The sequence below is a fragment of the Thalassospira sp. genome, assembly GCF_048059015.1.
GTDB lineage: Bacteria > Pseudomonadota > Alphaproteobacteria > Rhodospirillales > Thalassospiraceae > Thalassospira.
In genome coordinates, this window is sequence record NZ_JBLLNT010000001.1 from 38073 (window position 1) to 52900 (window position 14828).

Genomic DNA, 14828 nt, shown 5'->3' on the forward strand with positions numbered 1-14828 from the left:
GCGGCATGGGCGATTGGGTGGCGCGTGCCTCTGCAGTGCGTTGCCTTCGTGCTTAGCCGTTAGTCCGGATCACACACGTATTCAAACGTGTCGAACGCACTATCGGACTCGATCTGCACGCCGCCGTAGCCGATCGAACTCGTCGGAGACTCACCCGGCAACAACGCCTTGAATAATCGCCTGGATACCACAATCACAGAGGGATTTTCCGACTCAATAATGTCCTCAACGAAGTCCTCTGCGGTCGAACGATTCATGAGCGACGCTCTCACTCTGTCGGTGGCGCTTCTAGCGCTGTATTTGCGAACAAGTCCGCCTGCAGCAATCGTACAGTGACGCCCTTAGAAAGGTGACATGTCGGTTGTCGAGCCGCATGCATTAAACGTGGCTCGGTCGAACACTCCTGCTCCGAGTTAATCCAACCCACTGATCCAGCAGCATCGGCCACCAACACACCTTCGACCTCTGAAGGCACCATCTCCAATAGCACCGAGGGCACGCCGCGATCGTTGGATGTTTGGGTCACCTGCCATGTCGCCGCGTCATCGACTGAGAGCGCCATGGCGGCTAATCGGTAGGGCGCACGCTCATCCAGACCGGCTTCACGCACCGCCAATCGCTCCTCGATCGCGGTTAATTCTCTGGCGAGTTCGGGACTTAACGAGGCCTTTGTCTCGGCGCCATTGAAGCCTAACAAGCCGAGCGCAAATGCAGCCAACAAGCCGAAACCGACCGTACTCAAGCGCCAAGGATCCGACCAAGAGATAGCGCTGTCCCGTGCTGAACGAACTTCACCGCCACCCATCACCTCGAGTTGTGTGAGGAGATCTTTCATGCGATCGACCTCCTCATCTACCGCAGGTTGTGCAAACCGCGCTGAGAGTTGTTGACAATAACCACACCCATCCAAATGATCGCGTGCCGCCGCCGTCAAAACATCATCGCGATGGAACGCTATCAATTGATTTAAAGAAAGATGTGCAGGATCACGCGCCATGTCATGGATGGCTGTGCGACGTGCATCGAGCGCCTCAGGCGATATCCCACGACCGGCAGCAATGTCGGCCTCCACCGCTTCGGGGTTGTCTACAATGTCGTCATACCAAGCCATGATTACGTATCCTGTTGTCTCTACGCTAGATAACTCGCGAACGATCAAAGTTTCGCCGTAAAAATTAAATAATCCCTAAGTCTTTGATTTTTCTGCGTAATTTATAAATTCTAGAACTCACGGCAGAGTAACTTTGACCCAGCACATTGGCGATTTCTCGATTACCCATCCCTAACGTCAACAGTCTAAGCACGTGTTTTTCGTCCTCCGAAAGTGCTTCCGCGACGCTCTCCCAGGCTTTGCTGGCTGCGGTCATCTCTTCTAGCGTCGGTTCGCCTGAAGGCACCTCCGCGTCGCCAAGCGTCTCCATGCTGGCAATATGGTGTCGACGACGGGCATTCCATGCCTCCGAGCGCATCATCTGAGTGATATAACTCACGGCACGCCGAGAATTGTCGACTTTTTCAACATAATCACCTGACATGAATCGAACCAGAGCGTTTTGCACCAAGTCGTCCGCGTCGTCCGGCACCACATATTGAGCGGCAAAATAGAACAGCCGTCGATACACCAACTGATACCATTCTCCAAAAGCGTCGAGGTCTTTGGGATCATGCCGCCACGTCGTGTACGTTTCTTCTTCGGGCGCGCTCATGAGGGATCGTCCAATAGCCGGGGGTCATCTTTATAAGTAATGTCGGTGACCACCGCGTTGAAGATTTGCTGGGGCGTGAGCCCGCCACGTGATCCCATATCGACAAAGGCCAACGCCACTTCTCGAATGTCCCGGTCAGACAGTAGCCGATCGCCAAAACATGTTTCCGCACATCGCGCGATCATCTTGTGATAGTGCGCATCAAACCGCTGCCACAAAGGCCGCCGCGCCTCTGGTGTACTGGCCGATTTAATGGCCCGACACAATGTCGTCAACGATTCTGCGACGTGGGCTTCGAGATTCACCTTAAAGGCGAGGTAGCGCGGATCTAGGTGATCTTCCGGGCGTTTCATCGACTGATGTCCGCCCTGGACAGGATAGTACTCGCTGGTGTTCAGATGGCCTTGCGCGGAGGGCATGCTTACCCAGAAGTCATACTTACCCGCCACCGCGTAGATCTTCATATTGGTCGACGGTTGCGCGCCGCCGAAGTGTTCTTTCACATCGGCAGCCAAAGCCTTCAGATAGGCCCCTTTGCGCAATATCCACAATTGCTGGACCGGCAGAAACGACCGCATAACCCAGTAGATCCCGGTGAGTCGAAGCGGCCAGCCGATGACGTTCGCTGCCATCGATCCCTGCTGCGGGGTGGCATGCAAATTCAAACACGCGATGTCCGTCAGCGGGTGATTGACGTGCATCTTTGATTGGATGGTATCGACGATCCCCCTTAGGGCCACAATGCCACCCATACTGTGCGCGGCGAGATAGAGTCGTTCTCCGGTTTTGAAGAACAGGCGCAGATCTGACATCAACGCTTGTCCTTCGATGCCGACCGCTTGATACGATCCGGGGATGACGCCCGAACGGTAGCCCCAGCAGAGAATATCGAGCTCAGGTAACTCGGGGTCGCTGGCGATCAGCGATGGGAACTTGCCCCAGGTCTCCGTGTTGTGCCCCAAAATCCCATGCACGAAGACCACGGTGTCCAAACCACGTTTCTCGGTTTGCCACGCCGTTGCTGGACTATTTTGTTTTGCGAACCAAGCCAGGGTCTTCCCCTATTCAGTCGTATCCATCTATTAACCGAAATGAGACCCATTTATCGAAAAACCAACGTCAGCCGCGAGGGTCTGGCGTTTACGCCCGAAGCTATGGGCATCCCGCCCAGGTCCGAGCTTACCTGGATCTTGGTTTTTTTTCTTTTTTCGCCTGTTCGTTTCGGTTAGTCCTTAACCCCCGGCATAGGAGACCACCGGTGATACCATCACACATACAGAGGATGTAAATGAGACAACGCCAAGCTAGACATCAAGCCCTACTCGATGACATCCAGGCCGATCGGATCAATCTAGACGAGGGCCTGGACGTCGCTGACCACCGCACCCATGGGTATATTCCATCTGAGGTACTGTGCACGCTCGTCAGATCTCGATATCGCGCGTACACCGCGCCTGATCTGTTTGACCGTATGGTCGAGGTCCTGAACACACGCATCGTCGATGTGGTTACTCTGATCTTACCCCGAAATTTTGGACACCCAGTTAAGCGTCATACAATGACGACAGAAAACGAGGTGTTACATGTCGAAAAGGAAATTTTACTCTCAGGAGTTTAAACAGGAAGCGGTAAGCTTGGTGGTTGATCAAGGCTACACCTGCGCCGAAGCGGGCCGAAGTTTGGGCGTGCGTGGGAGTTTGGTGGGGCGTTGGAAGCGCGAATTAGAATTGGGAGACAGTGCCTTTCAGGGTTCTGGGCAGTTGACGCCAGATCAGAGACGAATCAAGGAATTGGAAGCTGAAAATCGTCGTTTGAAGATGGAGAAAGACGTCTTAAAAAAAGCGACGGCCTTCTTCGTGCAGGAAAAACCATGAGGTATCGATTTATCGAATCGCATAAGAAGGCCTGGCCGGTAAACCTCATGTGTCGAGTGCTGCAAGTCGCTCGTAGCGGCTACTACGATTGGCTGAACCGCCCAGATAGCGCACGAATGATCTCAAATCGTGTCCTGGACGCTGAAATTCGAAGAATTTTTGCCGAACACAAGCAGCGCTATGGTGCGCCCAGGATTGCAGATGAGCTCCACGACCAAGGCTTTACCTGCGGCAAGAATCGGGTGGCCAGACGCATGAAAAAGCTGGGATTACGCGGCATCCAGGCCAAGAAATTCAAAGTCACGACGGATTCGAACCACGACAAACCTGTGGCGCCGGACCTTCTGGATCAGGATTTCACAGCTACTGCGCCGAACCAGAAGTGGGTCAGCGACATCAGCTATATCTGGACAGATGAGGGCTGGCTATATCTGGCTGTGGTAATGGATTTGTACTCCCGTGCGATTGTGGGCTGGTCGATGAGCAAGCGCATGACCCAGCAGTTGGTCATTGACGCGTTGACAATGGCGCTGTTCAGACGAGGCTTCCCCAAAGGCACCATCATCCATTCGGATCGCGGTAGTCAATACTGTGCGAAGGCTTACCAGCGGTTAATCAATGAGAAGGAATTGCGTTGTAGTATGGGCCGTCGAGCGAATTGTTATGACAACGCTGGAATGGAGAGCTTCTTTCACACTCTGAAAGTTGAACACGTGCATCGTCAACGATACCGGACTCGATCAGCTGCCAAGTCGGCTGTGTTCGAATATATTGAGGTTTACTACAACCGAAAAAGGAAGCATTCTGCGATCGGGCATCAAATTCCAATGATGTTCGAGCAGAAAAGTGCTTAACCACGTGTCCAGTAAATCGGGGTAACTTCAACTCCGACCATGAAGAAACCCATCTGGTGGCGCTTCTTAAACCAGCGTGACAGCGAACTCTTTGAGGACGGCATCCAGAAGATTTGGCATCTGATTTTAGAAGGGTCGGAGATCAGTAATTGCGAAGTCTATTTCTGGCAGTTTATTCAAGATCGCCTCAAAGAATGGCGACGGCAACTGGAGAAAGAGGCTCAGCGCTATCCCACCATGGATGCCTTCATAGACGATGAATCCGAACCCCCGTTTATAGAGGGTGTCGCGGATGAAAACGGCACCTCACCCGAAGCGCGTGCCATCCACCAGGAGCGCGTGCAGCATGCTTGGTTGCGCCTCTCCGAACTCTCTGACAAAGAGCAGGCGGCCTACTTTTTACGTGAAGTGGCTGAGCTGAAGTGGCAGGACGTGGCCGTTCGTATGGGCCACTCCATCCCAACGGTCAAGAAGTACCACAAGCTCGCCCAGCAGGCTGTTGCATTGGACCAAAGGAAACCCGCATGAATCCAACCCAAGTGGAACACATATTCAGGTCATTCTTAGACGACCACCCCGATCCGTCTTCGGAGGACTGGCGTGCATTGCTACAACGTTATCCAGAGTACACCGAGGACATTGTCCATCGGGCGATCTCCCATGGCTCGCGATTAGAAAGCGAGAGGCGTCAGATCGGTGCGCGGACCTTGACGTTCGCGCAAAACTTACTACAAAGCCAGCCTAGCCCGGTACTTGAAGCGGTGGACGCCCAACTCACTGCCGTCAAAGGACCCCAAGTTCGAGACATCGCCCGACAGATTGGATTAGGTGAGCACGTTAACCTGCTCAATGGCGTCCTGGTCGGTCGCACCCAAGCACCCGTGCGCGTCTTGTCCGCCTTAGAAACCTATTTTGACGCGCCTGCGATGGTACTGCGCGCCGTATTCGAGCAACGATTTGCAGCGTCCGTGGTCCCGGCCTTCAAGGCCACCCGCGAACAACCCCAAGTCACCGTCGAACCGACCTCCTGGGTAGACGCCGTGCACAGTCTGGAGCTCAGTACAGAAGAGACCACACGACTGCTGCAAATGGCTGAGGATGACTAATTGGACCCATTTCAGCATGCGCGACAACGCGCGTTATCTGTTCGCGAAGACTTACTCCGCAACGACCCAGATACATTTGTGGCGGCTGACAGATTTCTCGAGTGGGTTGAACAACGGCTCGACATTGGCGTGCAAGCCGTGGCCCCCGGCGCGTCTGAACTGGGCAAGGGGGATGGTTGTTTGCGTCGCGATGAGCAATTCATCTACATCCGACGCGACCTGCCCCTCGCCGACCAGGCGGCAGTGGTTGCGCACGAATTGGGACATTGGTACTTAGACGACCCCACGCACGCCGCACCGACGGCCAGTGTGCAGCTGTCGGACCTGCAAGGACAGAGTCAGAGTATCGCGCAGGTCGAAGCCTATGGCACACGGGAACGTAACGAACTGATCAAAAATGTCTTTGCACGGGAGCTCCTCGCGCCTCGACATCTGTGCGCCCTTGCGCACGGACAAGGGCAGGGGCCCCGTCTACTGGCGACCCAGTACACCTTGCCCGTTAACCTGGTACGGCAACAAATGCTTGATGCGGTCTTGCTGCCCCCACCGCTACCTGCAGCGTCAAAGCCCCTATACCCACCCACGCCGGATCAGCGCAACGCCAGTACCGCGCACGAACGCTTTGTGAACGTGGTGGCCGGACCCGGCACAGGCAAAACGACGACGTTGATCCATCGTGTCCGCCACCTCATAGAGTCAGAAGGGGCGGACCCGTCCAAAATATTGGTCCTCACCTTCACCAACAAGGCCGCATACGAACTGGTTGAACGGTTGCGCAGTGCGGGTATCCAGCAGGCCAACCACATCTGGGCGGGCACGTTTCATAACTTTGGTTTGGAATTTCTCCGCAAGTACCACGATGTGTTCGACCTCCCCCACGATATTCAACTTGCCGACAAGCTCAATCAGGTGCTGTTGCTCAGCCAACAACTGCCGCACATCCCACTCCGTCAACATCTCCGTATTGAAGATCCCACCCTATGGATCGTGGACACATTGAAGGCGATCTCTCGGCTCAAGGAAGAATTGGTCAGCGTCGATGACTACCGCACCTATCTCTTAAACGAACCGTCAGTGGACGCCGACCTGCAGGATGCAAGGGAAGATCTTCTCACACTCTACGAGGCGTACGAGTTGGTGCTCCGCGACCATAAATATGTGGACTTTGTCGACCTGATCACCGTGCCGACACGCGCCATCCAACAAGATCGTATGCGCTACAGCGAACTGGCCAACCACTACGAATATATTTTGGTGGACGAGTACCAGGACGTGAACCACGGCATGGTCGAGCTTGTGAAGGCGCTCGCCAAGTCGGCCCGTTCGTTATGGGTGGTCGGCGATGTCCGCCAGGCCATCTATCATTGGCGTGGCGCCTCTATAAAAAGCCTGACGCGTTTTGAGGACGAGCATCGGCCGAATGCTGAGGGCCAACAGATTCAGAAATATCCGCTGCGCTACAATCGACGCAGCACCCAAGAAATCATAGACGTGACTCGGGTGTGTGGTGAACAACACGTGCTAGAACCCACATTACCCCTAGACAGTGTTGACCCCGAACCCAAAGACAAGCATGGCCCCTTGCCCGAGATGATCATCTGCACCGGCGATCAACCGGGGCTGGGTCAAGCTATCGCAGACGAGATCCAACAGTCACACAAGAACGGTGTGCCCTATTCAGATCACGCCGTGCTGAGTCGGAGTGCACCCAAGATCAACGCGGTAGCTCAGGTGCTCACGGAGAATCAAATCCCCATACTCTATCTGGGTGAGCTCACACAGCATGCTGCCGTTAAGCGGCTGTTGTGTCTATTCCAGCTGTTGGTGGAACGACAACCGCGCACCCTCGTTGGGCTGAAGGCGTTTTTTGGACTTAAGATGAGTTTGTCCGATATCCGTCAATTGATGGCAGATGCACAGGGAGACCTGTCCTTTCAACGGGGACGTTGGCTCCATCGCCCGGTCGAGCAGCCAGCGGTCGAATCCGATCGTCAGCAGCTTGTTGCCGCATTAGCCGGTCACAACGCGTTTTCCAATCCTTGGGTCGTGCTGTGTGACGTCCTGCTTGAACACCCCCTGGGTCTGCAGGACCTCGCGGGCGACAACCATGAGGCCACGGTGGCGCGGTTGGCCATCTGGCAATTTGTCCAATCCGTCTTTGATGGAGATGGCGATCGAAAACAGCCAACGCTCTTTCGCTACCTCATGCGTCTACAACTTCGCCTGCAGCTGGACGAAACATACACAAGCCGCGAGTTGCCGCCGGAAGCCCAACACTTAAATGCGGTGCAGCTGATGACGGTGCACGCCGCTAAAGGGCTCGAATTCCCCCATGTTCATCTTGCCTATTTGGATGAGGCTTACGACCGTAAATTACCGACCTGGCCACCTCCGTCACCGATCCACGCGTGGGTACCGCCAGAGGCCCTGCGCAGCACGCAAGCCGAGTTTGAATACGAGCAGGCCATTGAACGGAATAACCTGCTTTATGTGGCCGTGTCACGCGCAGAACAGACGTTGCGTTTGTATGAGTTAGGGCGATTCAACGACAAAAGTCGCCCCACCCAACTACGTGCCACGCAGCACATCCTTAAGACTCGCACCGTTGAGACGCCTGTTACTTTTCGACCAAAACCCGCGACCGGCGGGCAGCAAACGATCTCAATTAGTTTTGCCGCGCTGCGCACCTACATACGTTGTCCACGCCAACACTGGTATCGTTACGCCCTTAAGTTACCCCTCGAACGGGACCTCAATCCGACGGTTCGCGCCCGTTTTGCACTCATGGCGGCGGTCGACGATCTGTCTGCTGATCCCAGCCTGGATCACATGACGCTGCTCGCACAGCACTGGTCCGAACGGCACCTACCCCCTTATGACGACGATCCGATGCTGTGGGAAGACGCGCGCAGCATTCTGGATAACGCACAACACTTACTGAATCAGATCAATGGCCAACCGACGCAAGTCACTGCCGAGTTAATGGGTGTTCCAGTTGAGTTGCCGACACTGTTGCAGACCCAAGGTCCCGTCTCAGACCTGCATCTACTGCGTTTTTCGTCGCGCGGGACCGTCGATGAAGACCGCCTATTCAAGGCACTCCTCTTCGGCATGGCCAGCCGGCCCAACATTATGGTGCACGATTTACTCACGTACAAAACCGCCGTCGTCGAACCCAACAAGCGGATCGAAGAGACCAACGCGTATAAGGCGATGCAACGGCTCACGCAAGGGGATCGCGCACCGACGCCCGGTACCCAGTGCAACTACTGTCCGTACCTCACCATTTGCCCTGCGATGCCGACCTGATTTTCTTTTTTGTTGCGCTCGATTCGGTTGAGTAAGGACCGGGACGCGTGCCCAGCAACACAAAAGGAATCACACGGTGAACCAATATGTTTTTGTCCAATCCGAAGCCTTTGAGTCGATTGAGGTGCTCGACCTTGACCCTCACGTCACACCGGCGACCCTCTTCGACCGCTGCCTCAGTCTGGTCGGCCACGACACCGCTTATGGTTTGTATTTAGAAGACCGTGATGATGTTGAAGGTCTCGATGCGCTAGCGGAGATCGCCGCCGGAATGCGCCTTCACCTCCACCGCCGGCGACACCTCAGCGTGACGGTCTGCTACGCAGGTCACCAAATTCAGCGAGACTTTCGGCCAGGAACCACCATCCGGCGTGTGAAACGATGGGCCGCTCGCTTGCTGTCCATCTCGGTCTCTGATGCCGCGGAACTCATGCTGCAGGTCGAAGGGTCTGATCAGCGTCCGGACGAAGACATCCACATTGGTACGCTTACGCAAGACTGCGGGCTCAAGTTTGACCTGGTGCCGTCACCCCGCATTAATGGGGCACAACCTGACGAGGCGGTGCTCCGGCGCCATCTATCCGAAGGTCGCTTTATTGCGGGTTGCCAACGTCGCTGGACGTATCACACCCTTGAGTGGCCGCATTTATTTGTCAGCATTACCGCCCGAGACGGGCGACGCGTGGGCTTAAAGATCGATTGCAGTGGTTATCCCAATCAGCCGCCCACGGCCGTACCTTGGGATCAGGCACGTCGTCAACCGTTAAGCCAAAACGCCTGGCCAAAGGGGGGGCGTGTCTCACTGGTCTTTAATCCCCGTTGGCAGTCCGGCACTGCGCTCTACCTGCCGTGTGATCGCACCGCCATTGCTGGACACGGTAATTGGCTACATGAGCACCCTAGTCTGATTTGGGACCCCAAGCGCGGCATCACCCAATATCTCGAAGCCGTCCACGAGGTCCTGCAGAGTCACGAGTTGATCGATGAAGCGGCTTGAGATGAGCCGATCAACGTGGTCGTCGTTATTGTCCATGTTGAGGACCCAAAGTGATGGGGTCCGAGAAGCCGGTGCGTTCCTGCTCGGGACACAGACGCGCAATGCGTTGCGGATCAAAGACTGGGTGGCGTACCACGTCCTGTCGGACCAGGTTGGACAAGCTGACTACATCACCCTCGAATCCGATGCGTTCGTCCGTTTGTGGCAGATCTGTCGCGAGCGTGACTTGCGCGCCGTGGCCGATGTGCACACGCATCCTTGCGGCGCGCATCAGAGCGTCACGGACCGCGCCTATCCCATGATCGCCACACCCGGACACGTGGCGTTGATCGTGCCGGATTACGCCCAAGGCGACATCGACGTGACCGACATCAGTATTAACATTTACAAAGGGAGCCACCAATGGGCCTCATACACCGGCACGGCAAACCGTCAATGGATGCACGTCACATCATGAATGCAAATGAGTTACATCGTACAGAGAAGATCCTGGTGGACAGCGGCATGGCACGGACGTTTGCAGAGGCACGCGACTTGTTTGCCACCTACGGCGTGGTCATTGAATTGCCGGACAGTGATGGGCGAGCCGAGGAGTCCAACCCGATGTTGCAGACGATCCTGAACTGCGCAGCGCGCACATTTGCAGGCAATATCGCCGTTCGATCACCGGGGGCGCCCAGCGACGCTCTACAGCCATTGCTCGAACCCTATGTCTGCACCACGGCGTATGACCCTGCTGAAATGGCGTCGTGCGCCGCGCGGTACAACTGGCCTGTGATCTCGTTGTCGCCGGACGGTCAGGATGCCGGTGTTATACACCCTTGGGCAGAGGGCTGGCAGTTTGGGCTCGATCGTTCCCGGCCCTCGCAGGCCGCCCACCCCACGGCCTTGATTGCGGCCGGTGCACTTGCGGTAGCAGAAGCCTTTGCGCTGATGCGGAGAGATCATCCCTATGCCGGTCGTCGATCCGTGACCCAAACGCTTCAACTGAATGACGCACCGTTCACGCCTGTCCCCACCGAGCCTGCTCAGCCGTTACCTGATCTTTGGTTACTTGGCCTCGGGCACCTGGGCCAAGCCTATGCCTGGACGTTAGCCCAATCGAGTTACGAGACCGGCACCCTGCATCTTCAAGATGACGATGTGGTTGAGTGGTCGAACGTTTCCACCTCGGTCTTGGTGAACGCGGACGACGTGGGTTGTCAGAAAACGCAGGTGGTCGGCGATTGGTTGTCTGGCCATGGCTTTTCAGTGCTGACACATCCTGATCGATTCACTGGGCATCAATCGGTCGACCAAGCCGAATCAATGACCGCATTGGTTGGTGTTGACAACCCGTCCGCGCGTCGAGGGATCGAGCACGTTGGTTTTGAGTTTGTGATCGATGGTGGTTTGGGCGCGGGTGTCCAGGACTTTCAAGGGATCCGGATCAGGACATTCCCTGGGCCGGTCCAGGCCACCGAAGTGTGGGCTTCACCGTTACAAGTCGATTTAACCACCCAGCAGGCTAGTGCTTATCAGCACTTGCTGGCTGGTGGTGCTGAACAATGTGGTGTGACCACCCTTGCGACGCGTGCCGTGGGGGCGCCATTTGTGGGGTGTTATGCGGCCGCCCACGCCATCAGTCTGCTCGAGCAACGCCTTGGTGGTGCGCCGGCCCCGTATCTGGTGGATACCCATCTGCGATCCCCGGAGATTTTGACACGCGCTTTTGCCTAGTATGTCGCCGTTGAGCTTCGCATGAGGACGCTCGAACAGACGGCGTTTTCATTTTATGACCTCACCAAATTTGACGGGTGAGCGCGACTCGACAGCGATCGGGGCGATTACGTGGCCCCGATCGTGCAGATGGGTTGAGGCTTAAGTCTGAATGAACTCTCTCGGTACCCATTGGGTGCGAAGCTGTTTGAGTTCGGGACTGATATCTTTGGGTAGTGGGCCGACGAAGAATCGATGGAACCATTCGACGAGGGCTCCTTTTTTATCGTGTTCGTGCTCGGTATACCATTCTTCACCGAATAGCTCGGTGCCAAGCGTGATGAGCGCTGCGTGTTTGAGGCGCTTAAAGTAGCCCTCCCCGGTCGGTCGCCAATAGGATGCATAATCTGGGGCCAGGTCCGTGAGTGCGGCCTCGGCGACCGTGTCATCACTAGCGACCCCTGTAGTGAATGAGACAGACACACAATACGTTAGGAGGGCTTGTTTGCGTTTGGGCGTGAGCTTACGCAGAGCGGCGAAGCGTTCTCCGGGACGCTCGATGGTCATCCATTCTGTCGGCAGTTTGCTGCGTATTTTTTTCAGGTGCAGGTCGGGTGTCGTGTCTTCGAAACCCGACCCCATAGGGCTGGCGACGTCCACGCTCAGCCGTAACGCTTTGTGCTGCCAGCCGAGCTGCAAGACATCGTGACACAGCGTATAGAGCAAGAGATCACTCGCCAAGTTGGGGTCGTCCAGAAGGGCGGCTTGTGCGGCTTGTTGGCGGTGCGCCCCGAGATCAGTAATGAGTGCTTGGGGCAGTGTCGTGTTGGGTGTTTCGCTCGCGCCGTCGTTGTGTTCGGTGCGTTTATGCGCGGACCGTGACAGGTAACCTCGTGCGATTTGAGTTTTACCGGCGTTACTGATGGTGATGAAACAAATGCCCTGTGCTTTTTGTGCGTCGGTGTAGGTGCGGTACGCATCGATCTCAGCTTCCAATGCATCGATAGCATCGGTCAACGCCTCATCTTGTGCTTCGGCGTCATCCGTCCACCCCGCTTCACAGCTGTCGTGCAGTTGGTGTTGTGTGTCGATCAGGGTTTGCAGACGCTCCGTGAGTTCAGCGGGGAGATCGACGGGTTCGGGTTCGACATGGTGAAATTCATGTGCAGGAAAGTAGGGGTCGGTTGTGCAGCGGACCTCGCCCCACCCTTCTTTGGATTTGATCCGTGCGGCGACTTTTTCCAGTTTCGAGAGTGCCAGTTGTTCCACCAAACCGCGATCGGACAGGTGATCGTGTTCAGCGAAGAGGTCCGTGACCAAACTCCCCCCAGCCGCTTGATAAGCGGAGAGGCCGATGTACTTGACCAATCGATCATCGGAGGCGATGGAAGCATCACCCGTAAAGGCTTGTCTCACACGATAGGCATAGCATTGATGGCCCAATTCCTTGAACACTCGCAATTGCTCTTTTTGGCTAGACGCTAGCGTGAAGGCCATGACGGTTTGTAGGTCGATGGTTTCGGCGCGGTAGGCGTTGAGGATGCGTTTGGCGACTTGGCCGAGCTTGAGGCGTTGCTTGACGCGCGGTTCCGGCAATCCGAAGCGCGCCGCTATGGCAGGCACATCGGCCCCCTCTTGGCGCATGGCGTCAAAGGCCTGAAATTCATCGGCAGGATGCATGGGCGCGTGCAAATTTTCAGCGAGGGACACGGCGATCAGGCTGCCGCCGGTTTGGATGCGGCACGGCACGGGGTAAGAGTCTGGCAAGACACCTTGTCTTACATTTTCGCCGATGGCACTCCAGCGGCGACCACCGGCATGGACCCCGAAGGCAGTTCCTTCGTCATCTAGAGGGGAAACGATCAGATTTTCTAATACGCCGATGTCAGCGATGTTGGCGATTAACGCGGCGTCCGCTTCGTTGTTGGGTTTGACGGTGCGCACGTTGGCGGAGCCTTTCTTTAGTTGGTGCCACGGAATTTCGACCGCCTCTGACAGTTCGACGGTGGCCTGGATGGGTTCTTTCATAGTGAGATTCCTCGCGGATGGATTGTGGATTGACGCTCGCGGTGCTTTGCCCCGCCAAGCGCCTGCGCCGCGTCGCAAGTCAGACCGGGGTAGCAAGCTGCAATTGAGCGCGACCAAAGCCGCATGCGACTCGCAGCGCAGCGAGAATCGAACGGGTGTAGGGGCGGCGAAGTGGACTCGGTTGCAGCGCGCGAGGGCAGCGCCCTTAGGGTCGCGTCAGGGATCAGAGGTGCGGCGTGAGCCGTCCAGGATGGATGAGCGTCTAGCGAACGGCGTCGAGCCCGCCCGCGCTAGTGCGGGGACGCCCCTTGGTCCTGCTGAACCGTCGTTGTCGAGTCTTCGCCATTGGGACGAATCCCCAACAGCTGAAGGACCGCTTTGAGTTCTTCGGGTGAGGTGCAGCTGATGGTGACATCTGTGCGTTGGTCATTGATGTTGCTGATGACGACGCTCTGTCGCTGGCGATCACTTAAGCTCGGTTTGGTCTTAGGGGGCTTAACCGGTTGTGGATGTTGTATCCGGTTGGCGAGTGATTCGACGGCGCGAACGGATAGGCCTTGATCCACGACCTGCTGAGCGACGAGATCTTGTTGATCTGAGGATAACGGCAAAAGTGCGCGTGCGTGCCCCATCTCGATCAGCCGTTGAGCTAACAAGGTCTTGGCGTGCTCGGAGAGCTGTTGGAGTCGCAGTAAATTCGCCACAGCCGCTCGCGAACGCCCCACGATGTCGGCGATGGCTTGTTGAGACAAACCAAATTCGTCGCGTAGCCGAGCCAAACCGTCGACTTCTTCGAGGACCCCTAAATCCTCCCGTTGGATATTTTCAATCAATGCCAATGCAGAGGCTTCTTGATCTGAAATCGACTTGATGAGTGCCGGTACTGTGTCCAATTGGACCGTGCTGGCTGCGCGCCAGCGACGTTCACCGGCAATTAATTGATAGCCGGTGCCATGGGGCCGCACAACGATCGGCTGCAAGAGACCATGTTGCTGAATGGAGTGCACGAGCGTCTCCATCGCATCCGGATCAAAGTCACGTCGGGGTTGAAAGGGATTCGGTTCGATCGCGGCCACGGGGATCTGAGCGACGTCAGCGGTATCGCTTGGGCTGGGCGATCCGGATAGCAGTGCCGTTAAGTCTCGACCGAGTTTTCTCTTAGCCATAGCGATAAGGATATCAAGCTCGATTCACGAAGGCTTCTCTTCGATATCGCGGACGCACAGGCCAGGGTCTGATTCGATACCGGCTATGGC

At 56.2% G+C, this 14828-nt stretch carries 14 protein-coding genes; 8 read left to right on the top strand and 6 right to left on the bottom strand.

Annotation, left to right across the window (positions count from 1 at the left end; genetic code table 11):
- Window positions 1-59: 59 nt before the first annotated feature.
- The 4 genes from ACMZ66_RS00190 to ACMZ66_RS00205 form a co-directional block, all read right to left on the bottom strand.
- Window positions 60-257: a hypothetical protein gene (locus ACMZ66_RS00190; protein WP_416933316.1), complete on the bottom strand. Its 198-nt coding sequence runs from the start codon at window positions 255-257 to the stop codon at window positions 60-62.
- A gap of 11 nt (window positions 258-268) precedes the next feature.
- The gene (locus tag ACMZ66_RS00195) at window positions 269-1111 is read right to left on the bottom strand and encodes a hypothetical protein (protein ID WP_416933318.1); all 843 of its coding nucleotides are present in this window, start codon (window positions 1109-1111) and stop codon (window positions 269-271) included.
- A 64-nt stretch (window positions 1112-1175) separates the two neighbouring features.
- Window positions 1176-1706 (bottom strand): sigma-70 family RNA polymerase sigma factor, encoded by a 531-nt coding sequence (locus ACMZ66_RS00200; protein ID WP_416933320.1) that lies wholly within the window; start codon window positions 1704-1706, stop codon window positions 1176-1178.
- A complete protein-coding gene (locus ACMZ66_RS00205) occupies window positions 1703-2689 on the bottom strand; it encodes a hypothetical protein (RefSeq protein WP_416933464.1) in 987 nt (328 codons plus the stop codon). The genes ACMZ66_RS00200 and ACMZ66_RS00205 overlap by 4 nt, the downstream gene beginning before the upstream one ends.
- 600 nt (window positions 2690-3289) lie before the next feature.
- Here ACMZ66_RS00205 and ACMZ66_RS00210 point away from each other — a divergent pair.
- The 8 genes from ACMZ66_RS00210 (at window position 3290) to ACMZ66_RS00245 (ending at window position 11565) form a co-directional block, all read left to right on the top strand.
- A complete protein-coding gene (locus ACMZ66_RS00210; protein WP_416933322.1) occupies window positions 3290-3580 on the top strand; it encodes a transposase in 291 nt (96 codons plus the stop codon).
- Complete coding sequence (locus ACMZ66_RS00215) at window positions 3577-4434, top strand: IS3 family transposase (RefSeq protein ID WP_416933324.1); 858 nt, start codon at window positions 3577-3579, stop codon at window positions 4432-4434. Before ACMZ66_RS00210 ends, ACMZ66_RS00215 begins: the two co-directional genes overlap by 4 nt.
- Window positions 4435-4473: 39 nt before the next feature.
- Window positions 4474-4962, top strand: a complete 489-nt coding sequence (locus ACMZ66_RS00220) for an RNA polymerase sigma factor (RefSeq protein ID WP_416933326.1) — start codon at window positions 4474-4476, stop codon at window positions 4960-4962.
- Window positions 4959-5540 (top strand): hypothetical protein, encoded by a 582-nt coding sequence (locus ACMZ66_RS00225; protein ID WP_416933328.1) that lies wholly within the window; start codon window positions 4959-4961, stop codon window positions 5538-5540. The genes ACMZ66_RS00220 and ACMZ66_RS00225 overlap by 4 nt, the downstream gene beginning before the upstream one ends.
- Window positions 5541-8849, top strand: coding sequence for a UvrD-helicase domain-containing protein (locus tag ACMZ66_RS00230; protein ID WP_416933330.1), 3309 nt, complete (start codon window positions 5541-5543; stop codon window positions 8847-8849).
- Window positions 8850-8925: 76 nt separating this feature from the next.
- Entirely contained in the window at window positions 8926-9846 is a 921-nt protein-coding gene (locus ACMZ66_RS00235; protein ID WP_416933332.1) for a DUF7665 family protein, read from the top strand.
- Window positions 9833-10303 carry a hypothetical protein gene (locus ACMZ66_RS00240; protein ID WP_416933334.1) on the top strand — a complete coding sequence of 157 codons (471 nt, stop codon included), beginning with the start codon at window positions 9833-9835 and terminating at the stop codon, window positions 10301-10303. The genes ACMZ66_RS00235 and ACMZ66_RS00240 overlap by 14 nt, the downstream gene beginning before the upstream one ends.
- The gene (locus ACMZ66_RS00245; protein WP_416933336.1) at window positions 10282-11565 is read left to right on the top strand and encodes a ThiF family adenylyltransferase; all 1284 of its coding nucleotides are present in this window, start codon (window positions 10282-10284) and stop codon (window positions 11563-11565) included. Before ACMZ66_RS00240 ends, ACMZ66_RS00245 begins: the two co-directional genes overlap by 22 nt.
- A 141-nt stretch (window positions 11566-11706) precedes the next feature.
- On the opposite strand, the gene ACMZ66_RS00250 is transcribed toward ACMZ66_RS00245, so the two are convergent.
- Both ACMZ66_RS00250 and ACMZ66_RS00255 read right to left on the bottom strand, forming a co-directional pair.
- Entirely contained in the window at window positions 11707-13572 is a 1866-nt protein-coding gene (locus tag ACMZ66_RS00250) for a ParB/RepB/Spo0J family partition protein (RefSeq protein WP_416933338.1), read from the bottom strand.
- Window positions 13573-13862: 290 nt separating this feature from the next.
- The gene (locus tag ACMZ66_RS00255) at window positions 13863-14738 is read right to left on the bottom strand and encodes a ParB/RepB/Spo0J family partition protein (protein ID WP_416933340.1); all 876 of its coding nucleotides are present in this window, start codon (window positions 14736-14738) and stop codon (window positions 13863-13865) included.
- Window positions 14739-14828 lie beyond the last annotated feature (90 nt).